The 26,660-nt window shown below is 62.7% G+C and carries 18 protein-coding genes and 2 pseudogenes; 9 read left to right on the top strand and 11 right to left on the bottom strand.

Features of this window, described 5'->3' with window-relative positions:
* Nucleotides 1–5 precede the first annotated feature (5 nt).
* The 3 genes from G6N27_RS14955 to G6N27_RS14945 form a co-directional block, all read right to left on the bottom strand.
* Entirely contained in the window at nucleotides 6–1,097 is a 1,092-nt protein-coding gene (locus tag G6N27_RS14955; RefSeq protein WP_232064593.1) for an NAD-dependent epimerase/dehydratase family protein, read from the bottom strand.
* Nucleotides 1,042–2,424, bottom strand: coding sequence for a nucleotide sugar dehydrogenase (locus G6N27_RS14950; protein ID WP_163777076.1), 1,383 nt, complete (start codon nucleotides 2,422–2,424; stop codon nucleotides 1,042–1,044). Before G6N27_RS14950 ends, G6N27_RS14955 begins: the two co-directional genes overlap by 56 nt.
* A gap of 219 nt (nucleotides 2,425–2,643) precedes the next feature.
* Nucleotides 2,644–3,465, bottom strand: coding sequence for a TylF/MycF/NovP-related O-methyltransferase (locus tag G6N27_RS14945; protein ID WP_232064592.1), 822 nt, complete (start codon nucleotides 3,463–3,465; stop codon nucleotides 2,644–2,646).
* 123 nt (nucleotides 3,466–3,588) lie between these two features.
* Here G6N27_RS14945 and G6N27_RS14940 point away from each other — a divergent pair, with 123 nt between their 5' ends.
* The gene (locus G6N27_RS14940) at nucleotides 3,589–5,229 is read left to right on the top strand and encodes a GMC oxidoreductase (RefSeq protein WP_163777074.1); all 1,641 of its coding nucleotides are present in this window, start codon (nucleotides 3,589–3,591) and stop codon (nucleotides 5,227–5,229) included.
* Nucleotides 5,230–5,453: 224 nt separating this feature from the next.
* Nucleotides 5,454–6,248, top strand: a complete 795-nt coding sequence (locus G6N27_RS14935) for an alpha/beta fold hydrolase (RefSeq protein ID WP_163777072.1) — start codon at nucleotides 5,454–5,456, stop codon at nucleotides 6,246–6,248.
* A 28-nt stretch (nucleotides 6,249–6,276) separates the two neighbouring features.
* Here G6N27_RS14935 and G6N27_RS25315 read toward each other — a convergent pair whose 3' ends face one another.
* The 5 genes from G6N27_RS25315 to G6N27_RS14915 form a co-directional block, all read right to left on the bottom strand.
* The gene (locus G6N27_RS25315) at nucleotides 6,277–7,068 is read right to left on the bottom strand and encodes an ABC transporter permease (protein ID WP_232064591.1); all 792 of its coding nucleotides are present in this window, start codon (nucleotides 7,066–7,068) and stop codon (nucleotides 6,277–6,279) included.
* Nucleotides 7,065–7,829, bottom strand: a complete 765-nt coding sequence (locus G6N27_RS25310; RefSeq protein WP_232064589.1) for an ABC transporter permease — start codon at nucleotides 7,827–7,829, stop codon at nucleotides 7,065–7,067. The genes G6N27_RS25315 and G6N27_RS25310 overlap by 4 nt, the downstream gene beginning before the upstream one ends.
* Nucleotides 7,826–8,761, bottom strand: a complete 936-nt coding sequence (locus tag G6N27_RS14925) for an ATP-binding cassette domain-containing protein (RefSeq protein ID WP_163777070.1) — start codon at nucleotides 8,759–8,761, stop codon at nucleotides 7,826–7,828. The genes G6N27_RS25310 and G6N27_RS14925 overlap by 4 nt, the downstream gene beginning before the upstream one ends.
* A 67-nt stretch (nucleotides 8,762–8,828) precedes the next feature.
* A complete protein-coding gene (locus G6N27_RS14920; RefSeq protein ID WP_163777068.1) occupies nucleotides 8,829–10,097 on the bottom strand; it encodes a glycosyltransferase in 1,269 nt (422 codons plus the stop codon).
* Between the two features lie 16 nt (nucleotides 10,098–10,113).
* Nucleotides 10,114–11,094, bottom strand: coding sequence for a sulfotransferase family protein (locus tag G6N27_RS14915; RefSeq protein WP_163777066.1), 981 nt, complete (start codon nucleotides 11,092–11,094; stop codon nucleotides 10,114–10,116).
* A gap of 94 nt (nucleotides 11,095–11,188) precedes the next feature.
* Here G6N27_RS14915 and G6N27_RS14910 point away from each other — a divergent pair, with 94 nt between their 5' ends.
* Nucleotides 11,189–12,592 (top strand): hypothetical protein, encoded by a 1,404-nt coding sequence (locus G6N27_RS14910; protein ID WP_408632608.1) that lies wholly within the window; start codon nucleotides 11,189–11,191, stop codon nucleotides 12,590–12,592.
* Here G6N27_RS14910 and G6N27_RS14905 read toward each other — a convergent pair.
* Nucleotides 12,557–14,140, bottom strand: coding sequence for an MFS transporter (locus G6N27_RS14905; RefSeq protein ID WP_163777061.1), 1,584 nt, complete (start codon nucleotides 14,138–14,140; stop codon nucleotides 12,557–12,559). The genes G6N27_RS14910 and G6N27_RS14905 overlap by 36 nt on opposite strands.
* A 460-nt stretch (nucleotides 14,141–14,600) precedes the next feature.
* Between G6N27_RS14905 and G6N27_RS14900 the strand changes: the two genes are divergently transcribed.
* The 5 genes and pseudogenes from G6N27_RS14900 (at nucleotide 14,601) to G6N27_RS14880 (ending at nucleotide 22,550) form a co-directional block, all read left to right on the top strand.
* Nucleotides 14,601–15,020 carry an MmpS family protein gene (locus G6N27_RS14900; protein ID WP_163781834.1) on the top strand — a complete coding sequence of 140 codons (420 nt, stop codon included), beginning with the start codon at nucleotides 14,601–14,603 and terminating at the stop codon, nucleotides 15,018–15,020.
* Nucleotides 15,013–17,895, top strand: coding sequence for an MMPL/RND family transporter (locus G6N27_RS14895; protein WP_163777059.1), 2,883 nt, complete (start codon nucleotides 15,013–15,015; stop codon nucleotides 17,893–17,895). Before G6N27_RS14900 ends, G6N27_RS14895 begins: the two co-directional genes overlap by 8 nt.
* A gap of 12 nt (nucleotides 17,896–17,907) precedes the next feature.
* Nucleotides 17,908–20,760: pseudogene (locus tag G6N27_RS14890) on the top strand (MMPL/RND family transporter); the annotation flags it as partial.
* A gap of 870 nt (nucleotides 20,761–21,630) precedes the next feature.
* Nucleotides 21,631–22,182: pseudogene (locus tag G6N27_RS25770) on the top strand (PGRS repeat-containing protein); the annotation flags it as partial.
* Between the two features lie 29 nt (nucleotides 22,183–22,211).
* Entirely contained in the window at nucleotides 22,212–22,550 is a 339-nt protein-coding gene (locus G6N27_RS14880) for a hemophore-related protein (RefSeq protein ID WP_163777053.1), read from the top strand.
* Between the two features lie 18 nt (nucleotides 22,551–22,568).
* Here G6N27_RS14880 and G6N27_RS14875 read toward each other — a convergent pair whose 3' ends face one another.
* Nucleotides 22,569–22,742, bottom strand: a complete 174-nt coding sequence (locus G6N27_RS14875) for a hypothetical protein (RefSeq protein ID WP_163777051.1) — start codon at nucleotides 22,740–22,742, stop codon at nucleotides 22,569–22,571.
* 114 nt (nucleotides 22,743–22,856) lie between these two features.
* Here G6N27_RS14875 and G6N27_RS14870 point away from each other — a divergent pair, with 114 nt between their 5' ends.
* The gene (locus G6N27_RS14870; RefSeq protein ID WP_163777048.1) at nucleotides 22,857–24,299 is read left to right on the top strand and encodes a DUF4185 domain-containing protein; all 1,443 of its coding nucleotides are present in this window, start codon (nucleotides 22,857–22,859) and stop codon (nucleotides 24,297–24,299) included.
* Here G6N27_RS14870 and G6N27_RS14865 read toward each other — a convergent pair whose 3' ends face one another.
* Nucleotides 24,300–26,525 carry a SpoIIE family protein phosphatase gene (locus tag G6N27_RS14865; protein WP_372513019.1) on the bottom strand — a complete coding sequence of 742 codons (2,226 nt, stop codon included), beginning with the start codon at nucleotides 26,523–26,525 and terminating at the stop codon, nucleotides 24,300–24,302.
* Between the last annotated feature and the right edge of the window lie 135 nt (nucleotides 26,526–26,660).

The raw sequence follows: 26,660 nt of genomic DNA, 5'->3' as shown, positions 1-26,660 counted from the left end.
TGTCGTCACTCCTTCGGCCCTTTGAGGTACCACGGGTTGGCGCGCGCCCACTCGATGGTGCGGCGAATCCCTTCCTCGACATCCACCCGAAGCTGCCACCCCAGCTCGCGTTGCGCCTTGGTCGAGTCGGGGATACGGCGCGGGATGTCCTCGTAACGCCCCCCGTAAAGTGCTGCGGTGTCAACGGTTTCGGCCTCATGCACCGAATCGACACCAGCGATCTTGATTGCCAGCTCGACGGCATCACGCATAGTCGTCTCGGTCATGCTGCCGATGTTGAAGGCTTCACCGATCGCTATGCTGCTTTCGGACGCGAGCAAGGTGCCGGCGACGGCGTCGTCGACGTAGGTGAAGCACCGCGACTGGTCGCCCGAGTCGTAGAGCAACGGCCGGTGGCCGTTGAGAATCCGGTGAATACTTTGCGAGATCACGAATATCGGATTCTGCCGCGGCCCATACACATTGAAATAACGAACGACCGTCACCGGCAATCCATACGCGTCGTGCATCGCAAAGACGAGGTGTTCGGCCATTGCCTTGCTGGTGCTGTAGCTCCAGCGCGCTGTCCTGGTTGAACCGACTACGCGATCGTCGTCCTCGGCGAAAGGCGGGTTGGGATTCTTGCCGAAAACTTCAGAGGTGCTGGCAAATACCACCCGCGTCCCGTGCCTACGGCTCAGCTCGAGCACGTTGCGAGTCCCTGTCACGTTGACGTCGAGCACCCGGAGCGGATCGTTGAGATAGTTCTTGACGCCGACGACCGCGGCTAGATGGAAAACCGTGTCGACGCCGGGAATCAATGCTTCTTCGAGTGCGGTCACATCAGTGACGTCGCCTTGCACGAACCGGAAGTTCGGGTGACGGTCAAAGTCAATGCTGGTGTCGCGGGCGTTCTTTGCGAAATCGAACACCGTAACGGAATCTCCGCGGTTCAGCAATGCGGAGACCAAGTGTGATCCGATGAAGCCGTAACCGCCCGTCACGACGACATTTGTCATGAAAGCTCTTCCATTTCTTGGGTTTACGTCGCCAGTCGACCGGTTACCGGCCGATTCCCTTGTATACAAAACCGGCGGCGCGCACTGCCGCTGGGTCAAAGCTGTTGCGTCCGTCGAGGAATACGCACCCGGCTGACACCAGCTCCGCGAGCCGCGAGAGCGGGGTTTGGTGGAATTGCCGATGGCCCGCAAGGACCACCAAGGCGTCGGCACCCTCGGCGGCTGTTTCGATGTCGGCGGTCAGGGGGACATTCGTCACCGTGACGGCGTCTTCGACGCCCACCCACGGATCGTGGATCGAGAGTTCGCAGCCAGACTCCTCGAGCAGCGCGACGACATATTTTGTCGGCGTGAGTCGGCAGTCACCGGTGTTGTTTTTGAATGCGATGCCCAGCACCGCAATTCGGCTGGTCTCGATTGCCTTGCCCTGATCGGCGAGAAGCTGCTTGAGCAGGCCGTAGGTGTAGGCCGGCATCGTGTCGTTGACATTCCGCGAGGTTCGCGGAATTGCCAGATCCAACCCGAGGGATTCTCCGAGGTGATTGACGAACCAGGGATCCTTCGTCAAGCAGTAGCCGCCGACGCCCATACTCGGTCGCAAGATGTTCACCGGGTGGCCGCCCTTCGGCATCGTGTTCGCGGCCTCGATGACCTGAAGGGCATCCATCCCGAGCCGGTCGCACACTTTGGCCAGCTCGTTGGCCAGCGCGACGTTGAGGTCCACCCAGAGGTTGTCCGCCAGCTTGACCATCTCGGCGGTCCGCGGATTCTCGACGATCACCGATTCCACCCCGAGGGCGTGCCGCCACAGCGTCGCGCAGGCGCGAGCGCTGCGCTCATCGACGGCACCCACCACGACGGGGATGGACAACAGCTCCTGAATGGCTTGGCCTTCGGCGAGTCGCTCGGGGCAAAAAGCCAACCCGAAGTCCACCCCGGCCCGTAGCCCTGAAGTCTCTTCCAGAATCGGCAGAACAAGGTTTTCGGTGGTGTCCGGCGGCACCGTGCTCTTGAGGATGACTATGTGGCCGGGCTGCAGGTGTTCACCCAGTGCCCGCGCGGCAGCCTTGATGTCGTCGACGATCGGCTCGTAGTCCGGGCCGAGTGGCGTACCGACGTTGACGATGACGAAGTCGTTGTCCGCGATGGCACTGAAATCTGTCGTGGCGCGAAGCCGGCCGACGCGCACGTTATTGGCCACCAGCTCGCTGAGCCCGGGCTCAGCCACGGTGCTCTTGCCGAGGTTGATTTCGTCGACGACGCTCTGGCGTACATCGATCCCCGTCACAGGCCAGCCACGGTCTGCCAGCACCGCACCGATCACCGTGCCGATGTAGCCGAAGCCGACCACTGCGATCCCCGATCGCATGCCGCGCACCAAGAGGTCGATCTCAGCGTCGCTGCGCCCGAACGCGCCTATACGCATCGCGGAACCTAACCCTCCAGTCCCCCGAGCGTGTTTGGACGTGCAACCGGGCCCCGCCACCCGGCTAACTTGGCGGAAGTTTAATCCAACATCCGTCTAATATGATCTGGAATCGGGAAGTTTGGCTGCGAGACCGGACATCGTCGTCAACGGAGGTTGGGCCGGCAACGGCGAGCAGCAGTGATGCGGGCGAGGCTTCAACAAGATCCGATGGTTGCATTACTTGCGCCAGAGGGCACCAAGCCCGTCTATGTCAACGATCTCCGCGGATACATCGTGTTTTGCGCGGTAGTCCGTGACAGCTTGCCGACACCCCGGAAGCGCGTAGTCATCAATGATGCAGAAGCCCCTGGGGGACAGTCGCGGGTAGAGCGCGTCGAGCGATTCCATCGTGGAGTCGTAGAGGTCGCCATCAAGCCTCAACACGGCAATGCGATCAATCGGGGCATTGGGCAGCGTGTCTTTGAACCAGCCGGGAAGAAAGCGGACCTGGTCGTCTAGCAGCCCATAACGCTCGAAGTTTGCCCTGACTTCCGTTTCCGGGACCGCCAGTATGCCCGCATAGATCTCCGGCACCAGCAGTTTATTGATTTTGGCGAGCAGGCCAGGGCTTTCGTTTGCGGGGTCCGGGAGTGGCACGCCCTCGAACGAATCAGCTAGCCACACGCATCGCGTCTTATCCTCGTAGGCTGACAGGACCGCGCGCATCAGGATTGCAGCCCCTCCGCGCCACACTCCACATTCGACCAGGTCACCCGGGATGTCGTCGGCCAGTACCGTTTCCACGCAATGCTGCAGACTGGTGAGTCGCTGCATGCCAATCATCGTCTCGGCTTCCGCAGGCCAGTCCAGGCCCAGGTCGCGTTTGCGCTCACCGAACGGGTTGATACGCATGACGATAGGCGCAACGGTGCCATAGGTTTTCACGAGGAGGCGTCGCCGCAGTGACCACTCAGCGGGCATGCGCTCACGCATCCCATACCTGGTGAGTTCGCGTCGGATCCGGTCGAGGTACAGCGATGGGGCGTCGCGATCGGTCACGGCCAAAACTGCTCCTATCTCTAATGCAACACCCGTACAATAGACCCGCGCTGCCGATGGTACGTTCGTGATTCGCCCGAACCGGGCAAAGCTTTGGGCCATCATCCGCCGAGGAGCTCGATTTTGGCTGGCAGCGAACTGACCGCGCGCGAGGCGGAACACGTTGTGTGGGACGTGATCGTGGTGGGCACCGGCATGGGCGGCGGGATGCTGGGCTATTCGCTGGCTCGGTCGGGCCGCAGGGTGCTGTTCGTCGAGAAGGGACGCTCGACGCTGCCCGGTGCCCCAGGGACGATTCGCGCTGCGATGCCCGAACTGGCCGAGCCCCTGTCGGCCCGTTCCGCGGAGGCCTACTACGACGCGTTGGCCCGGGCCGGGCGTTCAACCGACGAGATCGAAGACATCAGCGGGCGCTTCCCGAAACGATTTGTGCCGTTCATCGGCAGCGGCACCGGCGGGTCGTCGGCCCTCTACGGCATGGTCTGCGAGCGATTCTTCGCAGCCGATTTCACTCCTCGGCAGAACTTTCGCGACCCCGGCGAGTCCACCGTGCCGGAGGCCTGGCCGATCAGCTATGACGAGATGCGGCCTTGGTACGCGGAGGCCGAGAAGCTGTTGAGAGTCCGAGGTCAGCCCGATCCGCTGCGGCCGGAAGCCGCCGACGTGAATCTGCCCGCGGCACCGCCATTTTCGAAGGACAACCAGCCGCTGGTCGACTATCTGACGGGTCGTGGATTGCACCCATATCACCTGCCGATGGCCTGTGATTACGCCGACGGGTGTACCACCTGTCAGACCTATCTCTGCCCCCAATCGTGCAAGAACGACGCCGCCCGCAACGGCGTGCTGCCGGCCATTGCCGAGCACGGCGCCGACCTGTTGGCGGATTGTCAGGTCGTGCGCCTGGACGCAGGCCGCACCCAAGTCCGCGAGGTCATCTGCGAGCAGCACTCCGTCATCGTGACCCTGAAGGCCAAGGTGGTGGTGCTGGCCGCCGGCGCGCTGGCCACCCCGGTGCTTCTGCTCAATTCCCGCTCGGGCGATTGGCCGCGCGGACTGGCCAATCGCTCGGACTGGGTTGGGCGCAACTTCATGCGGCACCTGCTCGACACGATCGAGATCTGGCCGCAACCGGACTCCAGAATCACGGCCGCGAATAAGGAGATCGGGCTGAACGACTTCTATTTCAGGGACGGTCAGAAATACGGCACCGTGCAGTCGTTCGGTGCGATACCGCCTATGGAGTGGCTGACCAACCGCCCCGGCGGGCGGGGGAAGGCGCTGCGCCTCATGAGTCCAGCGGTGCGCCGGATATATGAGCGGTTCTTCACCGGCGGGCTGGTACTGGCCGCGATGACCGAAGACCTCCCCTATCTGGACAACCGCGTCCTGCCGAGCGCCAGTCCGAGCTTGGACGGCCGCCAGCGGCTGCGAATTCAATATCGCTTGCATGCCAGTGAGATCGAGCGGCGTGCGGCGTTTTTACGGCAGCTGAAAGAAGTGTTGGATCCGTTTCGCAAAATCACCCTTGGCAGCGGTAAAGGCAATGCGAACCTTGGCCACGTCTGCGGCACCTGCCGCTTCGGTACGGATCCCAAAACCAGTGTGCTGGATCCCCAAAATCGGGCCCACGAAGTGGACAACCTCTACGTGGTGGACACCTCGTTCTTTCCGTCCAGCGCCGGCTTGAACCCGAGTTTGACGGTGGCGGCTAACGCCTTGCGGGTGGCCGCGCATGTCAACCAGGCGCATTTCGCCACCTGATCCGACCGATCATCTGCTGCTGCGTGTCGGATTGGCGCGAATGTAGTTGGTGTTCTTGGCAATTCCGACATCTCGAAGCCAAATCCATTACCGCCCAGTGAGACTGACCGGCGGCTTGTTCACACCAACCGCACCTGGTCAGTTCGCGTCCCCGCCGCCTTCGCTGACGCGGCGCGCCTGGTTCTTTTCGGGAGTGTTCGTCGTGAGCAGATAGGATCGCTCGCATGGATCTGTTCGTGCGCGAATACGGTCCGGTCGGGGCGCCCGCTATCGTCTTCATTCACGGCGGGAAGATGAGCGGCTGGTCCTGGGAGCCCGTGGTCGAACGAATGCAGCGATACCACTGTCTGGTTCCCGATCTTCCCCAGTACGGCAAGAGCTTTCAGCACGGTCCATTCGAGATGAGCCGGTCTGCCGATGCGGTGGCCGAGCTCATCCGCTCGCGGGCGGCCCGCGGTCGGGCGCACGTGGTGGGCTTCTCCCTCGGGGCCCAGGTGGGGGTGCAGTTGCTGGCGACCGAGCCAAAACTCGTTGATCGGGCGGTTCTGTGCGGGACCGTAATCAATACGACGCGGTGTGTACGGTTGACGCAGCTCGTGCTGGGGACGATTTCTCGCACCACAATTTATCGTTGGGTGATCCGCCGCTATCGGAAAGCTCGCCATGTGCCGATAGCGGCGGCCAAGGTCGACGAATATCGCGAGGATCTGCGTCTCATCAAGGACGCGCAGTTCGCCAGCATCGTCGTGGCATCCTCGGGCTTCACTGTTCCCGAGAGTCTCGACAAATCGGATTCGCCCACATTGTTTCTCACCGGCGCCAAGGAGGCGCGTTTGGTCCGCCGCTGGGCCGCAGCGCTAGCGCAGAAAATGCCCAACGGAGTCGATCGGATCGCACTCGGTATGCGCCACGACTGGCCCCTGCGTTATCCAGACCTGTTCTCGCGCATCGTCGAAAACTGGCTTAACGGCGATGCTCTGCCTTCCGGGATCGCATTGCCGGAGTCGGGTTGTCGTTGATCGCCGGCCAACTTTCGTTGGCCCGGTTTCAGCCCCCGGATTCGGCTGCGGCGCGATAACCGCGCACGGCCAGTGGCCCGACCACAGCGCCCAAGCCTAGAGCCCACACAAGACTCATCAGCAGCGGCCACGCCGCTGGAGCACCTTGAGCCAGTGCCCGCATGGACTCAATTGCCGGCGCCATCGGCTGCAGCGGTATCAGTGGCCGGATCCACGATGGCAACATTTGAACGGGAGTGACACCAGAGCTGGCGAACACCAAGGTGATTGACGGCATCGTTAGCCAGGCGAGTAGGGCGCTGCTCTTCGAACGCACCGCGATCGCTATTACTGCCGTGGAGAAGATGAGAACTACCAGAACCGGAACCAGTACGAACGGGATCATGGCGAGCCAGCCGCCTTCGAATCGAAGTCCGAGCGCAACGCCTACCACTGTGATCAGCACGGTTCCCGCCAACGTACGCGCAGCCTCGGCGACCAGCCTGCCGATCAAGGCGCTGGCCCGGTTGACGGGCAACATCCACAGCTGACTGAGCAGACCGCTATCGCGTTCGGCGATGATCGTCAGGCCGGCTCCAAGCGCCCCGAACATCGCACCGGCCACCGCGCACATCGGAACCAAGCCGTAGAGACTGTCCGTGCCGGTGATTCTCACTATCGATTTGCCGACCACCAGTTTGTAGGTAATCAGGAAAAAGGTCGGGAACAGCAGAGCCTGGATCGGCACCGTCGGCGCGCGCCGCCAACCGGTGAATAGCCGGCCGGCGAATAGCAGACTTTCGCCGGCCAGTGAGTTCCGCACCGGTGTGTTCGCGATCATTGCGTCCGCCGCTGCATCCGCACTGCGAATGCGCCGAACACCACCAGCAGCCCAAGGCACCATGCCAAGCTGGTCGCCAGATTGCTGACATGGCCGCTGGCGAGCCCACGCATGGTTTCCGTTACCTGTGAGACAGGCTGGTAGCGCACGAATGGGAGCAGCCAGTCGGGGAACGCGTCGGCCGGCGCCATCCCGGTGGACAGCATGACCAACAGCAGTTGGGGAACTACCAGCAATTGACTGGCTGCCCCGCTGCTCCCGATCTCGGCCCCCGCGATCCCAGCCCCGGCGATCCGAGCCCCGGCTGCATCGGCACCGAGCGAAAGGGCCAACGTCAACGTCAGGACGAGAACGGCGAAAGCCACCGCGTAGATGAATCCGCCGATGATTCGGAAGCCGAATAGGTAGCCGATTGCGATCGCAGCGAGCAGGGCGACGGCACCACGGAACAGGCAGTACAACATCCGAGCCGTCAGCGGTACCACCGCGGATATGGGGAGTGTGCGGAGCCGAACCCCGAAGTCGGACACCTGATCTCGGGCGGCCCGGTCCATTGTCGTCAGCGCGCCGAGCAGTACCGTCTGAACGATGATGACTGGTAGAACGTACTGGGAATAGCTCATCTGGCCGGTGTCGATCACATTGCGCAGCGCGAAGTTGAAGACGACGAAGTAACCGGCGGGCGCCAGTATCGCGAGCGGTAGATCGTCGTGTAGCGCGCCGAGCACCATGCGCTCAGTCAGGGCAGTAACCGCCGTCACGCGGTGACACTCCCCGTCAGGTGCAGAAATGCCTCGTCCAGAGACGGCTTGCGCAGCGAGATGTCGGCTAGCTCAACGCCGAGCTGGTCGACTCGGCGAAACACCTCACCGAGCGTCGCAACGCCGTTTCCGGCGGACGCCAGCACCGAGACTGTGTTCGCATCGCGATCGACTTGGGCACCCTCGAGATCGGCGACCACATCGAAGATCCTGCCCAGATCGGCGGGGTTGGCAGGACTCACCGCGCAGTAGCTGAATCTCACGCGTCCCTTGAGGTCTTCGGCGGTCCCGCTGGCGATAACGCGACCTTCGTTGATGACGACGATCGAATCGCTGAGCACGTCGGCTTCCTCGAGATACTGCGTCGTGAGCAGGACCGTGACGCCCTGGGCTGACAACGACGACACCAGATCCCACAAGTCGCGGCGGCTACGCGGGTCCAACCCGGTTGTGGGCTCGTCGAGAAAGAGGACTTTCGGTGGAACCACCAGGCTCGCAGCGATATCGATGCGGCGCCGCATGCCGACTGAATAGGTGCCCACCCGCCGATCAGCGGCGTGCGACATGTCGAACTGATCGATCAGCGCGTCGGCGCGGAGTCGCGCATCTTTGCGCCTCAACCCCCGCAATCGGCCAAAGAGCACCAGGTTCTCCCGCCCGGTGAGCTGCCAATCGAGCGCAGCGAGCTGTCCGGTGGTGCCGATGCTCGCGCGCACCTCGGCGGGGTGTCGGACGACGTCGTACCCAGCCACAATTGCCTGGCCGGAGGTGGGGCACAGCAACGTGGACAAGATCTTGATCGTGGTCGTCTTACCGGCGCCGTTATGCCCGAGCAGAGCGCAGATCGAACCCGTGGGAACGGAAAACGTCACGTCCTGCAGTGCGTGTACATTCCCGTCGAACGTCTTGGCCACGCCATCCAGCTCGATCACGAGTCAGATACTACGGTCAGTTAGACGGGTGTTGAACAGGAACCCGACAGTCATCCGCCGTCCTCACTCAGCCAACTCGGCGCAATCGGGCGAAATCTTCCACACGATCAGCGGCGGCCGTAACGCTTTCGGTGGGTTTGGCCATCCGGGCGGCGACCTCGCGGGCTCGAGTGGCGTATTGCGAGCCCAGGATGGTGCGAAGGTCCGAGACGAGCGATTTCTCGGTGGCGGACGAAAAGCGCCGGCTGGTGCCTACTTTCAGCCGTTTGACCGCAGCTCCCCATACGACCTGAACGTCCGCCATCCAGAGGATCAACGTGGGTACGCCAGCGCGCAGGCCCGCTGCCGTGGTGCCCGCGCCACCGTGGTGCACGACCGCACGGCAGGCCGGAAAGACCGTCGCGTAATTCATCGTCGCTACGACCTTGACGTGGTCGAAATGGGGGACGTCGCTCAAGTCGGTTGCGCCGGCGCACACCAACGCGCGCTCGCCCAACGTCTCGCAGGCCCCGGCGATCATGGCGATCATGGCGGCCGGAGATGCGACCGGAATGCTGCCGAACCCAAAACAGATCGGCGGTGTTCCCGCGGCAATCCACGACGCAACGTCGTCATCGGCGTCCGTCGGCGACTCCATCGTCAGCGTGCCGACGAATGGCCGCTGGCCATCCCACTCGGCCCATTCGGCTGCCAGCCCGGGAAAGCACACCTCGTCGTACGCCTGAACTTCCAACGATCTGCGTTCGGCGATTCGCCGCGGCGCGGGCCCGGTGGCCTTGGGTAGGCCCAGTTCACGACGCTGTGCGTCCTCGACTTTTTTAACGCCACGCCAAACCAGCCACTCGTAGACCTTCATCGCCGAGCGGAGCAACGGAGCTGGCAGCGTCGGGATGACGTGGCCGTTGACCCGTATCGGGAACCAGAGCAGCGTGGCCAATGGAACGTGGCGATACTCGGCGACGTTGGCGGCGAGTTCTTGGTAGCTCATGCCGGTGAGCAGCAGGTCGGCCTCGTCCGCCAGCGCTGTCAGCATCGTGCTCATCTCCGCCCAGCGCTGGGTGCCGGGTTCCCTGGCTTCCCGCAGAAACTGCCTGACATCCCGGAGCCGCCAGAAGTTGCGGAAGAAATACGCCCAGAAGTTGCGCGTTGCTTCCAGCCATTCCTGGATGTCCGGTCCGTAGGCGGCTGCGGCCAGCCCGGCTGCTTCGGCGAAGCCGACCAGGTCGGGCGGGACGGCGATGCGCACGTCGTGCCCTCGCCGCAGCAGCTCACGGCCGACAGCGACACCGGGCTCGACGTCGCCGCGGGTTCCGTAGAACGCCAACACAAATTTCATCGCGTGGCCCCGGCCCTTAGGCCCAAGTCCCGCGGCGCCGGTGAACCATGGCGAGGCCCTCGAGGGCCAGCTTCACGAGGGGCGCCAGCAAGAACCGGTCAAGATTGAGGTAGCGCTGGGAATCCTTCAACGCGGTCCGGAAGCCACGTTCACTCGCCCGATACGCCTCGAAAACGCGATCCAGCGCCGACTCGTTCCACGGCTCGTCTCGCGCAGCGGCGCGCAGCGCTTCGTAGACCACCGACATCCAGTCCGTGCCGAAGGGCTCCGGCACCGGACCGCCGTGCCGGTGGTGCCGAAGCGCCGGCGTGAGAAACCCATCGATTGCGCTCTCATCCCGGATGCTGAGATCGATGTCGAGCGCCTCAGAAACCCGCTTCACTTCCCGGCGCCAGTCCTCAAGCAGGTTGGCGTAGTCAACAAAGACGCGCGGCACGCCGCGCGAGTTTCTCTCGGCCAGCAGCGTGTACTTCAACCACCCGGCACAGGCGAGCTCCGGCGAGGCTTGAAGGTAAGGCTGACGGCGAGTGCGTTTTGCCAGTGACCCGATGACCTCTTGCGGGTGGCGCACAGCAATAACGGACGCGATGTCGAATCCGGCCCGACGCGCCGCCTCGAACCAAAGGCCAGATACCGGCGTCAACTTCACTTCTTTGATGACAACGAGCGGCGCCGGCGGCAACGTGGTCAGATACGCCTGAATCTTGGCAATGTCGGCGGCGTTCTCTTTGGCGTCGGACGCATCTACCTCGTGCATCCGCAGTGTCACGTCGTATCCGGAGCTGCCGTGGCGGTGGAGGATCGCTTGGTTGATGTGGATGGCCGCGCGCGGCTCCCAATAGCCGCGCGGATTCGCCCCAGTGGCGCCCAACAGCCCGGCTGGGAGTGCAGCACCGCTCAGCGAGAGAACCCGCGTAAGCGCCGACGTTCCCGACCGGCCAAAGCCCAGCACGAACAGAGCGACGGGCTTCTGGGCAGAAGGGCGGATGGCGGTCATGGCGTCGGCTACTCTACATGTGATCAATTGGTCCGGCCTTACCAACGGCCACCTCGTCACGGGCTAATCGATCCACGTCGTCGGAGGCTGATCAGTGCCAATCCGGATACCACGTACAACTGCATCCGCTAACAGCCGCGCATCCAACGGCCATGCGCGGCAGGACGATCGGCTCGCGTTGGTGGACCAAGCCTTCTTTGCGGGGCATCGCGCCGCCGGCCAGAAGGATGTCATGCAGGTCGTGTGGGTGTACGAGCACGCGCTCGACTTCGATGGGCTGAGGCGTTTTCACTACAACCTCGGTCGGGGATTGTTGGGGCGGCGCATCGAGCGTTCGCCGCTGCCGTTCGCCCGGCACCGTTGGGTGTTGGATCGTGGGCCGTCGGAGATCGATATCGCTGAGTGCGCGCGTCCACGCACTGAACTCAGCGACTGGGCTGATGAACGGTCGCAACTGTCCGCTGATCCGGAACAAGGCCCCGGCTGGCATCTCGGCGTCCTTCCCCTGACCGACGGCTCGACCGCGGTCAGCCTGGTGGCTTCCCACTACCTGCTCGACGGCATGGGGCTTGCAATCGCTCTGGTTGATGCGCTTTCGGGGAACACGCGCGATCTTGGCTATTTGCCGCCGCGCTCCCGCACTCGACTGCGCGCAGTGGTCGAGGATGCCCGCCAAACAGCCCGGGACGTACCCGGGGTTGGCCGGGCACTCGCCGCGGCGCCGAAACAGTTGAGTTTTCGCCGGCCCGATATTCCCCGATCACGAGTGTCGCCGCCTGTGGCAGTCCGAGCAGGCGACGGCGATGAGCCCGTCGTCGTGCCGGGTATCACGATCGCCATCGACGTCGACGTGTTTGATGCACGTGCGGAATCTCTTGGCGGAACGAGTAACACGCTGGTCGCCGGGTTGGCGGCCAAACTCGGCGAGCGCATGGGCCACCGACATGACGATGACGGCGCCGTCACAGTGCAACTCGTTATGAGCGACCGCACCGAAGGCGACACGCGTGCGGTCGCGGCCTCCCTTGCTCGTATACATGTAGATCCAACGCGGGTAACGGCGGACCTGCGTGATGCCCGTGCTGCCATCAAGCAGGCGCTGAACAACTGGCGGGAAACCCCGCATGTGTCATCGCATCTCGAATCGCTGACCCCGTTCATGCCGAAACGGATCTGGAAATGGGCGGTCGATCGGTCGTTCGCCGACCCGGATCGCCCGGTGGTTTGTTCGAACCTCGGCGACGTGGGCGCCATGGTGAACCGTCTCGATGGCACCGACGCCGAATTCGCCTACGCGCGGGGGATGAGGCAACACGTGACTCGACAGCGGCTTGAGCGAATCGGCGGGCAAATGCACCTACTGTCTTTTCGCATCCCTGGCAGGATGGTCATCCACGTCCTTGCTTACCGACCGGGCGCCGAGAACACGAAATCCGCTTTGCGGGAGCTGGCTGCGCGAGTGCTAGCTGAGTTCGATCTGACTGGGCAGATCGACTGACGAATCCTCCGCAGCGTCGATGGCGCCCTTGACTTTCTGTGCGTGCGCCACCTGCTGTGCGGTGTAGCCGATCAGCAGCCCCACCCCGCAGAGCAGGATGACCACCCCGGCCAGCCACTGCAGGCCGTAGGTGTAGCCATGCTCCAGCGCATGCAACTGGGCAGCGTTCATTGCCTTCACGGGCCCGCCGGTGCCGCCCAATTGCAGCGTGCGCGACGTGATGACCACCTCGATGACGACCAGCACGAACGGCCCGCCGAGGCTCTGCAGCATCACCGCGATCGCCGAGGCGGGCCCGATGCGGTCGATACCGACGCTGGCGTACAACGATAGCCCGAGCGGCACGTTGATCACGCCGAGACCGATAGCGCCGACGACCAGAGGCAACACCAGGTTCGGGAAGTACGGGACGCCGGCGTTGAGCGTCGAGACGTACAGTGTCGAGCCGAGCAGCAGGATGCTCCCGGCAATCACCATCGCCCGCGGCGAGAACCGCATCACCAGCCGCGACGACACAGCTGTCGCGATGGCCATCGCGACAGCGAACGGGATGAAACCAACAGCTGCGCGCAGCGGACTGTAGCCCATGATGTTCTGCACATACATGGCGAGCAGCACGGTCACGGTGAAGCCGATCCCCCTGGAGAAGAACATGGCGGCGAACATAGCCAGCCGGTTGCGGTCGGAGAACAGGCTGAACGGCACGATGGGGTCCTGAGCCGTGCGTTCCAACACGAGAAACACCACGAAAGCGGTGATGGCGACCAGGCCCGGACCGATCGTCGCGGCCGACAGCCAGCCCCTCTCCGGCCCCATCGACAAGCCGAAGACCGTAGCGGTACAGATCAACGTCGCCAGCAGCGCGCCACGGGCGTCGAGCCTGGTTGGCTTTCGCAGGGTTTCCGGCAGCATGGTGCGGACCAGGTAGATCACCAGCAGCCCGAGCGGCACGTTCACCAGAAACGCCAGTCGCCAGGACACCCCGGTGAGCGCCCCGCCCACCACCAGGCCCACCACCGCGCCGATCGCGCCCATCGCGCCGAACACCCCGGTCGCCGTGTTGCGTGCCGGTCCCTTCGGGAACGTGGTGGCTACCAGTGCCACACAGGTCGGAACGACGATCGCCGCCGCCGCGCCGTGCAGCAGCCGGGCCACAACGAGAGCGCCGCCATCCCAGGCGACGCCGCAGATCGTCGACGCGGAGGTGAACAGCGCGACCCCGGCGATCAAGGTGCGCTTGCGACCGATGGCGTCACCGAGACGGCCGCCCAGCAGGATCAGGCCGCCAAAGGTCAGCGCATAAGCGGTGATCACCCAGCTGCGCGCGGCGTCCGACAGGCCGAGCTCGTTTTGGATCTTCGGAAGCGCGAAGACCACGACGGGGCCATCCATCGACGCCATCAGCTGAATGCCGCCGAGGGCGATAAGGACGCTGATGAATTGACGAGACGACAGCCGAGTCGGCTCGGCGGAGGTCGGCGTCGCGCATCCCGCGCTGTGCGTCGTCCAGGGAGGTAGCGCCCGCTCCGTGTCGTCAAGAGCCGCCATAGCGCGACACCCTACCGCACATGTGTACAGTAAGCCCGCGCCTCACGGGCCGTGGAAACCTGCCGAGCTGCGCCAGACGTTCGGACGATCTGACCGGTCCGGCAGCTGATTTTACTGAAAGACTGGATCAATATTGTTGGCCGTGGGTATGGTTTGGAGCTGTTCGACTCGTGTCGAACTGTGCGGTCTGCAGAACCGATGAGCATCAATCCGTTGGCGGCGATTTTGGTTTGGGTCGACGGGTGAAAGGTTGGGCGCGGTGATCGAACCCGGTGTGCGCGACGTCGACGTCGCGGAAGCCTGGTCCGATGTCGCTGCAGAGGACCTCCGAGACGTCGGCCGACGCCTTGGCCGCGAAGTCGCCCCTCTGCCGGCTACTTGGCAACCTTCGCCAGCACCTCGACCCCAGGCTAAATCTCGAAAGAGTCGTCGGCTTCCGGGATATGCGATTGTTAAGGCCATGCGGCGGCTGTGGATCCCGCTGGTCATCCTGGTGGTTGTCGGCGCCGGAGGATTGACGGTGGCGCGGCTGCACGGCATCTTCGGCTCCGAGAAACTTCTCTCGTATGGCGACACCAAAGTCGAGGCCAAGCCCTTCAACCCCAAACACCTGAGATACGAGATCTTCGGACCCCCGGGGACCGTCGGCGACATCAGCTATTTCGACGCCAATGGTGACCCCGCGCATGCTGACGGAGTCCGTCTGCCGTGGTCATTGGAGTTCGCGATGACCCCGCAAACGTCCGCCGGAGATATCGCTGCGCAGGGCGATAGCGACAGCATCGGCTGCCGCATCATGGTGGACGGTGTGGTCAAAACCGAGAAAATTACGCATGGCCCGAGCGCCTTCGCCTCCTGTCTGCTGAAGGCCGATGAGTAACCATCAGCTGCGCGACAGCGCGCCATTCTTAGCCCGGACGATTCGTCGATTTTCGGTCCCCATCATTTTGGGCTGGTTGGCGGTGATGGTGGGGTTGGGGGTCGGCGTCCCCCCGCTGGAACAGGTCGAGAAAGAGCATTCAATACCGCTGAATTCCACCGATTCACCGACGTTCAAGGCCGTAACGCGTATGAACGAGGACTTCAAGGAAGCCAGTTCCGGCGGCGGTATCGCGATGATCGTCTTGGAAGGTCAGCAACCCCTCGGCGCCGATGCCCACAAATACTACGACCATTTGATTCGTCAGTTTAACGAAGACACGCAGCATGTGCGGCACATCCAGAACTTCTGGGGCGATCCACTCACGGCCGGCGCCGCGCAAAGCGCCGATGGTAAGGCCGCATATGTGCAATTGAATCTCGCCGGCATGCAGGGCTCAAGCTTGGCTGCCGAATCGATCGCAGCCATTCAGCACATCGTCGAACAGACGCCGGCGCCACCGGGCGTCAAAGCGTATGTCACCGGTCCGTCGGCCATCGCTGCGGATATAGGCAACAGCGGCGACCGGACGATCCTCACAATTACGGCGGTAAGCCTCGCGGTAATCTTCATTACGTTGTTTTTTGTCTACCGCTCGATTGTGACCGTAATTCTCTTATTGCTGGTAGTCGGGATGGAATTGCAGGTGGCCCGAGGAATAGTCGCATTCCTTGGCTATCACGACGTTATTGGACTTACCACCTTCGCCGTTAATCTGCTGGTGTCGGTGTGCCTGGCGGCTGGAACCGACTACGGGATATTTTTCATCGGGCGGTACCAAGAGGCGCGTCAGGCCGGCGATAGTCGGGAGGCGGCGTATTTCGCGGCTTACCACGGAGTCGCCAGGGTTGTCTTGGCCTCTGGTTTGACGATCGCCGGGGCCTGTTTCTGCCTGACCTTTACTCGGCTGCCCTTTTTTCAGGCTCTAGGCGTCCCTTGCGCGGTGGGCATAACAGTCGCGGTCGCGGTGGCGCTTACGTTGATTCCGGCAGTTCTTACTGTCGGAAGCCGTTTCCATCTATTCGAGCCAAAGCGGAGAATCAAGGTTCGCGGATGGCGCCGGATAGGCACGGCGACCGTTCGGTGGCCCGCGCCGATTCTTGTTGCCACATTAGCGGTCGCGTTGGTTGGGCTGTTGACGTTACCGGGATACAAACCGAGCTACAACGACCAAAAATTCCTCCCCAAGAACATCCCAGCCAATGAAGGGTTCGAGGCCGCAGCGCGACATTTTCCTCAGTCGGCAATGATGACTCCCGAGATTTTGTTGGTCGAGGCCAATCACGATCTGCGCAATCCGGCAGACTTTCTGGTATTGGACAAATTGGCCAAGGCCGTCCTCGCTGTTCCGGGCATTTCCAAGGTGCAGGCCGTAACTCGTCCCGAGGGAACCCCGATCGCGCACACGACAATTCCGTGGATGCTAAGCATGCAAAACGCCGGTATGCAGCAATCCATGCACTTTCAGAAACAACGCATGAACGACATGCTCAAGCAGGCCGAGATTATGACGGAAACGATCAACATCATGCAGCGTATGTCTGGCCTGATGCAACAGTTGGTCGCGACGACTCATCACATGGTCGGCGAAACGCATGAAATGCAAGAAGTCACCAATGAGCTGCGGGATCACATTTCGGATTTCGAGGATTTCTGGAGGCCGATCCGCAGTTACTTCTACTGGGAAAAGCATTGTCACGACATCCCTATCTGCTACTCGATAAGAAGCGTCTTCGATACGCTCGACGGTGTCGACGAGGTTACCGATAGGCTTCAGGACCTGGTCGCAAATCTCGATCAATTAGATATAGTTATGCCGCAGCTGATCGCGCAGTTCCCGGAGATGATCTCGATCATGCAGGGCATGCGGACCATGATGCTGACCATGCACAGCACCATGTCCGGGGTCTTCGACCAAATGGACGACAATGGCGGCAACACGACCGCCATGGGAAAGGCATTCGACGCAGCGAAAAACGACGATTCCTTCTACCTGCCGCCGGACGTGTTCAAGACCAAAGACTTCAAACGGGTCATGAACATATTCCTCTCGCCGGATGGGAAGGCAGTCCGAATGCTCATTTCCCAAAAGGGCGATCCCGCCTCGCCCGAGGGCATCTCGCGGGTCGAACCGATACAAAGCGCGGCCGAGGAGGCGCTCAAGGGAACTCCGCTGGAAGACTCCAAGATCTACCTCGCCGGCACCGCGGCGGCGGTGAAGGACGTGGTGCAGGGTTCTACATATGACCTTGTGATCGCGGGAATCGCCGCGCTCTGCCTGATTTTCACCGTCATGCTGATCATCACGCGAAGTTTTGTTGCCGCGCTAGTTATCGTGGGCACCGTATTGGTCTCGCTGGGCGCGTCTTTCGGGCTGTCCGTGTTCGTCTGGCAGTATCTGGCCGGCATCCAAATTCACTGGGCGGTGCTCGTCATGTCCGTGATCATGCTTTTGGCGGTGGGGTCGGACTATAACTTGCTATTGGTCGCCCGGATGAAAGAAGAAATAGGCGCCGGCATCAACACCGGCATCATTCGTGCAATGGGTGGTACGGGCAAGGTCGTGACGAACGCGGGGCTGGTGTTCGCGTTCACGATGGGATCCATGGTGGTCAGCGATCTGCGCACTATCGGTCAGATAGGGACGACGATCGGTCTGGGTCTGCTATTCGACACGCTGGTGGTGCGCGCGTTCATGACGCCATCCATCGCTGCGCTGCTGGGGCGCTGGTTCTGGTGGCCGCTGCAGGTGCGGCCCCGCCCCGCCAGTTCATTACTTCGGCCGACAGGACCCCGGCCGGTGGTACGTGCCTTACTGCTGACACAGCAGCGGTAATCGGCGGATTCAGTGAGCAGCGAACACCCTCGAGTTCCATTCATCGCGCGGACGATCCGCAAGCTTTCGCTGCTGATCATCTTGGCCTGGGTGGCGGTGACTTTGGTTGTGACTCTGGCAGTCCCATGGCTGGAGCAGGTCGGCCGAGAGCATTCGGTACCGCTGAGTCCCCGAGACGCGCCATCGGTACAGGCCATGACCCGGATGGGGAAGGTCTTCAAAGAATCCGATTCGGACAGTTTCGCAATGATCGTCCTGGAGGGACAGCAAAAGCTCGGAGACGATGCCCACACTTATTACGACGATTTGGTCCGCAAGCTGAGAGCCGACCCCCGGCATATCGAGCACGTGCAGGATCTTTGGGGAGATCGACTCACCGCGACCGGCGCGCAAAGCCCCGATGGCAAGGCTGTTTACGCGCAGTTGTACCTAGCCGGTAACCAGGGCACAACTTTAGGGCAGGAATCCGTCGCGGCGGTCAGGAACATAGTAGAGCCGATGACGCCGCCGCCCGGCGTCAAGGTGTACGTCACCGGGCCGTCGTCGCTCGTTACGGATATGCAGGGTGCTAGCGACAGATCCATTCTGAAAATGACCGTCATAGGCGCGGTGATTATTTTCGCGGTACTGCTCCTCGTCTATCGTTCGATTACCACCGTGATAATTTTGTTGATCACGGTCGCGATCGAGTTATTTTCGGCTCGGGGTATCGTCGCTTTTCTCGGCGATAAGGATATCGTCGTACTGTCAATGTTTGCCATTAATCTGCTGGTGGCGCTCGCGATGGCGGCCGGGACTGATTATGGGATATTCTTTTTCGGCCGGTATCAAGAGGCCCGTCAGGCTGGCCAGGATCCAGAAACGGCCTATTACACGACTTTCCGCGGGGTCACTCCCGTTGTCTTGGGTTCCGGTTTGACGATCGCCGGCGCAATGTTGTGTCTGAGCTTTACCCGCATGCCCATGTTCCAGACCATAGGTGTGCCGTGCGCGGTAGGCATGCTCGTCGCTGTCGCGGTCGCGGTCACGCTGGTTCCCGCTGTTCTGACCGTCGGCGGTCGTTTCGGGTTATTCGATCCCAAACGCAGCATCGCGGCCTATCGATGGCGACGGGTCGGCACGGCGATTGTCCGCTGGCCCGCGCCTATCCTCGTCGCGACATTGACAATCGCGTTGATCGGTCTGGTCACGCTACCGGGCTACAAAACGAGCTACAACGACCGGCTCTATGTACCCCAAGACATTCCCGCCAATTTGGGATATGCGGCCGCTGATCGGCATTTCTCTCAGGCGCGAATGATGCCAGAGATTTTGATGATCGAATCCGATCACGATATGCGCAATCCGGCAGATTTTCTCGTGCTGCACAAACTAGCCAAAGCCATTTTCAAAGTCAAAGGGATTTCTCGAGTGCAGGGTATAACCCGCCCCGAGGGGACGCCGATTGAGCACACTTCGATACCTTTCCTGATCAGCATGCAAAACGCAGGCCAAATGCAAGACATGAAGTATATGAAAGCCAGCATAAACGACCTGCTCAAGCAGGCGGATATGCTGGCTAGACAAATCGTGTTGATGAAGCGCATGTATGAAATTCAGAAGAAGATGACCGAGATTACTCACCAGACATTCGCCGAGACAAAAGAGTTGACCGTCGTTGTCGATGATTTAAGAGATTACGTGTCCGATTTCGAGGACTTCTGGAGACCAATTCGGAGTTATTTCTACTGGGAAAAACACTGTTACGATATACCGATATGCTGGTCGATCAGGTCGATATTTGACGTCGTCAGCGGGATCGATGAGCTTGGCGATAAGTTGCTGGACCTCATGAAGGATCTGGACAAGATGGACGCGCTGCTGCCGCAGCTACTTCAGCAGTTGCCAATGATGATCGCCAACATGGAATCCATCAGGAGCATGCTGCTGACGATGCATAGCAGCATGGCTGGGTCCTTCGGCGAGATGGACAAATCGAACGAGGATGCCAACGCCATGGGGCAGGCTTTCGATGCCGCCAAGAACGATGATTCCTTCTACCTACCCCCGGAGATTTTCCAGAATCCGGACTTCCAGCACGCGATGAATTCCTTCCTGTCTCCGGACGGGAAAGCGGCTCGATTCATCATTTCGCATCGGGGCGATCCCGCGACTCCCGAGGGCATAGCGCGGATCAATCAGATAAAAACGGCGGCGGCGGAGGCGCTCAAGACGACGCCCCTGGCGGACTCCGGGATTTATATCTCCGGCACCGCGTCGACTTTCAAAGACTTCCGTGACGGCTCCCGATACGATCTACGGATCGCACTCGTCGGTGCGCTCTGCCTTATTTTCATCATAATGCTCGTCATCACGCGAAGTTTTGTGGCCGCTCTGGTTATCGTGGGCACGGTCGCGCTTTCATTGGGCGCTTCGTTTGGGCTTTCGGTGCTGATCTGGCAATACATTCTTGGCATGAAATTGCACTGGATGGTGCTTCCGATGTCCGTGATCGTCCTTTTGGCAGTCGGGTCGGACTACAATTTGCTTTTGGTATCTCGCATGAAAGAGGAGATAGCCGCGGGTATAAATACCGGTATCATCCGCGCAATGGGCGGCACCGGGAAGGTAGTGACAAATGCGGGGCTGGTGTTCGCTTTCACCATGGCCTCAATGGCGGCGAGCGATCTTCGAATTATCGGTCAGGTCGGCACCACGATCGGCCTCGGCCTGTTGTTCGACACATTGGTTGTGCGCTCGTTCATGACGCCGACCATCGCCGCGCTGCTCGGACGTTGGTTCTGGTGGCCGCTGATAGTTCGTCCACGACCGGCGAGTTACATGCTTCGATCCGAGGGGCCGCGTCCGGTGGTCCGCGCCTTGCTGTCGAGTCAGCGGGAAGTAGGAGGCGGATCCTCGGTCCAGGACACGACCGCACCCCGCGACGACGACACACAGCCGCTCCAGCTCCCCGGAAACGGCCATCGCCGGCAGGTCAGGGTGCCTAGTCGGTTTGCTGGTGCTCACCGGCAGTTCGGCGACGGCCACTGAAAAACCTGAGAAGTTACCGAAAATCTCGCCAACCGATTTTGTTATTAGACATGCGTCGATTAGCTTGCGTAGTCGGGGGCGGGGCGCCGATGTCGGCGTCGACTTCGAGCAGAAGGCTGGACGGTGGCAGGTCGGCACGCAAAACGGCGAACACGCTCACGTAACGTCAGGCGATGCCGTCATACGGCGATCGGTCTGTCCGCAGTCGGTCTGTCCACGACCGCCGGGGCCTTTCTGGCGGCCGCGATCGCCCCGGTAGTTGCCGCGCCGCCGGCCCACGCCGACATCGTTGACCTGGTCATCGATCCGCTCATCAATCCGCTGCAGGAGACTCTGACGGGCATAGTCGACGCGTCGGCGAGTCTTGATCCCACCGCTGTCATGGATGTGACCGCCGTGTCGGACAGCGTTGCCGGTCTTGATCCCGCCGCCGCTGCAGGTATCGGGAGTGTGGGTGTCGACACCGGCAGCGCGGCCGCGGCTGCCGCCAACCCCGCCGGCAGTTTCGACTTGAGCGGTCTGCTGGCCGAGCTGGGCTTGATTGGCAATGGGACAACCGACAACACCGCTCTCGCGGAGACCTTCCAGCAGGCCTTCTATCAGCCGGTGCACACGTTCATCGAAAACTGGATCAGCAGTCCAGCTGGCCAAGTTGTCGACAACGAGATCAATAGTTTTTTCCAGACACCGAGCAACATCTGTGGCGTGATTTGTGACGGCGCCCCCGGGACGTTGGCAGACCCCACCGGCCAGGATGGCGGGCTCTTGGCTGGTGACGGTGGGGCCGGCTATGACGCCACCGCGACCCCCGGCATGGTCGGTGGTAACGGCGGGGATGCCCTGGGAATCGGCAACGGCGGTGTTGGAGGTGACGGCGGGCTCGGCGCCGACGGTGGAAGCGGCGGCGCCGGCGGCGAGGTCATGGGCAACGGCGGCATCGGTGGCGCCGGCGGGGCCGGCGGGGCCGGTATAGCCGCCGGAAATGGCGGCGCCGGCGGCAGCATCGGCCAAAACCCCACCAACGTCAGCGCACTTGGCAACGGCGGCGATGGCGGGACCGGCGGTGCGGGCTATGCCGGAGGTGCTGGCGGCTATGCCGGTGGCAACGGCGGTGCGGGGGGTGATGGTTCGTTGTTGATCGGTTATGGCGGTACCGGTGGCGCCGGCGGTGCCGGTGGCAACGGCGGGGCCGGCGGCTTGGGCGGTGCCGGCGGCTACAGCGGTATAGGGCAGGCCCCGAGCGGCGCTGCGGGTTAGCCATGCCGATCAGTGGAAGGAATCGACACATGCTCACTTCGTTGTCGGCCAAGAGCGCACTCGCGGTTGGCGGTCTCGCACTCTCATGCACGCTCGGCGCCGGAACGGCGTCCGCGGATCCCGATCTGGGTCCGATCATCAACACCACCTGCAGTTACCCGCAGGTTATGGCGGCGCTCAACGCCCAAGATCCGGCCGCAGCCGGGCAATTCAACGCGTCGCCGATTGCGCAGTCCGCGTTGCGGCAGTTCCTCGGCTCGCCGCCGAATCGACGCATGACGATGGCCCAGCAGATGCAGAGCTCGCCCGGCGCGCAGCAGTACTTCGGGCTGATCCAGCAGGTCGCCGCGACCTGCAATAACTACTGAGCCGGCGCGGTTTTCGCCTCAGTGCGCAACCAGATGGGCCGCATGGTCCTGTTCGTCGGCCCGAATCTTGCCCTCGGATTCAGCCTGCAGCTGCCACATCGCGACTCGGCCATCCGGCTCCTGTAGCCGGCCGTGGGCCAGCGCCTCGCCGATCAACCACGTCGGCGGGCCTGTCGATTGCGACACGGTCACGGATGAGTACCTATCAATAACTCACTAGTCCCACCAACCCCATTCGCCACTATCGTCACATGGGCCAACCGCGGACGTCAATGGACGGCTCGCCCGGGCGAAAGGTGGCTTTCGTTGGCGATTCGTCGAATCGTGTCGACAGCGGTCGCTTCGGCGACCGTTCTCGGAATCATCGTGCCGATCGGCTCCGCGCCGCCTGCAGCCGCAGTGGCGTGCTCATCCCCGGAAGCCAACGTCGAGCCCCCTGCCGGAATGCCGGCGATCCCATCGCCTGGGCCGGTCGCGCCGCCGACAGGGCGCCGACCACGGGGTACCAATGACAATGCCCCGCTGCCGAAACTGGGGCCGCTGATCTCGTCGCTGTTGAAGGCGATACCCCAACAGAGACCGGCACAGCTGCAGGCGGCAGTGACCCCGGCGCCCGGTCCGCCAGGCGCCGCAAACCAGGTGCCCCCGAACGCCAATCAGATCGCGCCGGAGGGCGCCGCGACGCCGCCACCTCCACCGGCCGGGATCGCCGGCGCACCGACCTCCCTCGTCGACTTCGTCACCGGACCGACCAGCCCGAACAGAACCCTGGAACGGTTTGGCATCTCCGGCACCGACCTCGGAATCCCCTGGGACAACGGTGATCCCGGGAACCCGCAGGTTCTGATGGCTTTCGGAGACACTTTCGGGTACTGCAAAGTCCATGGCCAGCAATGGCGGTACAACACGCTTTTCCGCAGCCAGGACCGGGATCTGGCGCACGGGATCCACGTCGCGGACGGGGTGCCGAACAACCCCTACTCCGGCTCGGCGGTGTGGGCGCCGGGACTTTCCAAGCAGGTGCTCAACAGCATTCACAAGGCCGGTCACGAGACCGGAATCATTCCGACCGCGGCCATTTCCGTCGGGCGAACCCAGTACATGAACTTCATGTCGATCAAGAACTGGGGCCGCGACGGCGAATGGTCGACGAACTACTCGGGCATCGCGCGCTCCAACGACAACGGCCAGACGTGGGGCGTTTTCCCGGGCACCATCCGCCTGGCCGCCGCGGACACCGTGCCCGGCGGGCGGTTCTTCCCGGGCAACCAGAACTTCCAGATGGGTGCGTTCATGCGGGGCAAGGACGGGTACCTCTACTCGTTCGGAACTCCGTCCGGCCGCGGCGGACCGGCGTTCCTGTCGCGTGTCCCACCGAACGCCATACCCGACCTCACCAAGTATCAGTACTGGAACGGGGACGGGAAAGGTTGGGTCCCAGTGGATCCGGGCGCGGCGACGCCGATCTTCCCGGGTCCGGTCGGCGAAATGTCAGCGCAGTACAACGACTACCTCAAGCAGTACCTGGTGCTCTACACCAACGGTGGCAACAACGACGTCATCGCGCGCACCGCGCCGTCACCGGAGGGGCCGTGGAGTCCTGAGCAACCGCTGGTGTCGTCGTTCCAGATGCCCGGTGGCATCTACGCCCCGATGATCCATCCCTGGTCGTCCGGCAAGGACCTGTACTTCAACCTGTCGCTGTGGTCGGCATACGACGTGATGTTGATGCACACCGTGCTGCCGTGATCAGGCCGACAGATTGAAGTTCATGTCCACGGTGGTGCCCGACGGCGTGCATTCCATCTCGAGCCAGTCGCTCACTGCGCGAATCAGCAGCAGTCCCCGTCCGCGCACACCCGGGTCGGCCGGCGCGGCCTTCCATGAGCCGTTGTCGATGACTCTGAGATGCACTCGTGCGCCGTCATTTTCGCCTTCGACCCGAACCCGGCCGGATTCGCTTCCGCGGTAACCGTGCTCGATGCTGTTGGCGCATGCCTCGTTGACAGCGAGCACGATGTCGGCGATTCGTTCGTCGGGTATCGCCGCGGCATGCATCCACGCCGCGAGCTCGTGCCGGATATCGCTGAGTTGTTCTGCCGTCGCGACGCCGTCGATCAACAGCCGAGGATACGGTCGCCGGTAGACGACGATCGCGATGTCGTCGTCGTATCCACCAGGGGGCGCCATGTCACTCAGCGCCGCATCGGCGACCTCGTCCACGGTCAAGTTCATGCCGTCGGCGACCGTCGCGCTCAACCGGGCGATGCCGCTGTCGAGCGCCACGTCGCGGCGTTCCACCAGCCCGTCGGTGTAGAGCATCAGCGTCGAACCGGGTGGCAGCATCACCGACGACTGCGGGCGAGAAGCTTTGCGGTGCACCGCTAACGGCGTCGACCGAGCATCGGACAGCAGCACCGGCGCGGATTGCGGCGTCGCCAGAACAGCGGGCAGGTGGCCGGCGCAGCTGTAGGAGAACTCGCCGGATTCGGTGTCGAGGACGGCCAGAAACACCGTGGTGCAGAACGCATCCGGGATCAGCTCGGCTACCGCGTCGAGCTCTTCGAGCAGCATCGCGGGCTCGGCCCCGGTGAGCAGCAGTGCCCGCGCGGAACTGCGCAGTTGACCCATCACCGCGGCGGCGGCGAGGCCGCGCCCGACACAGTCTCCGACGATGATGCCGATCCGGCGATCGCCGACGCGCAGGACGTCGTACCAGTCGCCGCCGATTTCCAGCGGCGGAACAGCAGGCTCGTAGCGCACCGCGAAGCCGGTCGGCAATTCGGTGGGAGCCAGCATCGCGTGCTGCAGGGTCAGCGAAGTCTCCCGGGCGGCCTCGAATTGCCGCACGTGCTGGATCGCCAGGCCGAGGTGGCCGACCAGTACGGTCACCAGCAGCCGGTCCTCGGCGCTGACCCGGCGGGGGACCCGAAGCTCAAGCCAGAGCGCGACATCTCCGCTACCGGTGAGCACGGCGACGATACCGCTGGATTGGCCTGGGGCGTCCGGATATTCGACCGGCTGAACGGTCAACGGCAGTTGACGTCGCGCCTGCTGAAAGATCTCCCGGAGGACCGGATCGAGTTGACGCCATTTCGACTCGGCCCGTTGTCCCGCAACCTGAATGGCCGGCTCGGCGCCGCTGGTCGGCCACACCGCGGCCACCACCCGGTGGACGTCGAGGGCGAGCCGACACTCGTCGAGAGTGATCTCGAGTACTTCGGACAGGCTCTTGGCCACACTGACCGCCGTCGCCAGCCGTAGCACCGCACTTTCCCGCGCGGCGAAGGCCCGTTCCGCGGTGATGTCGCGAATCGTGCCTACGTACACATCGCCGGCAGCGGGATCGGCGTTGACCCGGTTGATGTTCGCGGCAACCCACACCAGGCGGCCGTCACGATGCCGGATCGGGGTCTCGTACTGGACCTGGTGCTCCTGGTCGAGCCTGGACTGTTGTTGCGACGCCGCCTTTTCGTCGACCAGCCACGGATACGGCCAGCGGTAGGGCAGACCGTGTGCGGGATAGCCGGTGAGTTTGGTGAACGCCTCGTTGAGTTCGGTGATCACGCCGCCCTTGTCGGAGACGAAAAAGCCCTCCTGCAGCGAATTCACCACGGCGTTGCGGAATGCATCGCGATCGGCGAGGTCGTCGGCGCGGGCGAGCTGTTCCTCGTAACGCTTTGTGCGATCAAGGAACCCACGCGACGCGACATCAAGAGGAGCCAGGGTATGCAGCAGAAATGCCATCGCCGCCGCGCCGTCGAAGCCCGGCTGCCCGTCCCGCTCCTCGATCAGCTGGAAATGCTTCTCGATAATCACCAGCATGCTGATCTCGCTGTGCAAGGCGCGGCGCCCGAGCTCGGGGCCCACGGCCAGGTCCTCCTCGCGGCGCGACTCGAGGTAGCGCCGCAGCGCCGCGGCGTAGTCCGCATAGAAGTCGTGGCTCATTCCGGTGTCCGTCGTGGGGGCGGTCATCAGAGTGGGCCCGGGCATGCGTCCGCGACAGAGAAGTCTGTCGTCTGATCCGACACTGAACCTCCCGGCTTTCCGCGGCGGGCATAAGTCCCGCGCAACAGACTATCCGAGCCTCCAGACGCCCAGCGTTGAAGT

The sequence above is a fragment of the Mycobacterium cookii genome, from assembly GCF_010727945.1.
In the GTDB taxonomy this organism is placed as follows: Bacteria; Actinomycetota; Actinomycetes; order Mycobacteriales; family Mycobacteriaceae; genus Mycobacterium; species Mycobacterium cookii.
Note: the sequence above shows the minus strand (reverse complement) of the source record. Positions and strands in the feature narration are given on the sequence as shown.

Coding starts and splice junctions, on each gene's coding strand:
- G6N27_RS14920 (WP_163777068.1), bottom strand. CDS start 10,097: ATGAAATTTGTGTTGGCGTTCTACGGAACCCGCGGCGACGTCGAGCCC.
- G6N27_RS14915 (WP_163777066.1), bottom strand. CDS start 11,094: ATGACCGCCATCCGCCCTTCTGCCCAGAAGCCCGTCGCTCTGTTCGTG.
- G6N27_RS25315 (WP_232064591.1), bottom strand. CDS start 7,068: ATGATCGCGAACACACCGGTGCGGAACTCACTGGCCGGCGAAAGTCTG.
- G6N27_RS14900 (WP_163781834.1), top strand. CDS start 14,601: ATGCGGCGGCTGTGGATCCCGCTGGTCATCCTGGTGGTTGTCGGCGCC.
- G6N27_RS14905 (WP_163777061.1), bottom strand. CDS start 14,140: ATGGCGGCTCTTGACGACACGGAGCGGGCGCTACCTCCCTGGACGACG.
- G6N27_RS14950 (WP_163777076.1), bottom strand. CDS start 2,424: ATGCGTATAGGCGCGTTCGGGCGCAGCGACGCTGAGATCGACCTCTTG.
- G6N27_RS14935 (WP_163777072.1), top strand. CDS start 5,454: ATGGATCTGTTCGTGCGCGAATACGGTCCGGTCGGGGCGCCCGCTATC.
- G6N27_RS14865 (WP_372513019.1), bottom strand. CDS start 26,525: ATGACCGCCCCCACGACGGACACCGGAATGAGCCACGACTTCTATGCG.
- G6N27_RS14880 (WP_163777053.1), top strand. CDS start 22,212: ATGCTCACTTCGTTGTCGGCCAAGAGCGCACTCGCGGTTGGCGGTCTC.
- G6N27_RS14895 (WP_163777059.1), top strand. CDS start 15,013: ATGAGTAACCATCAGCTGCGCGACAGCGCGCCATTCTTAGCCCGGACG.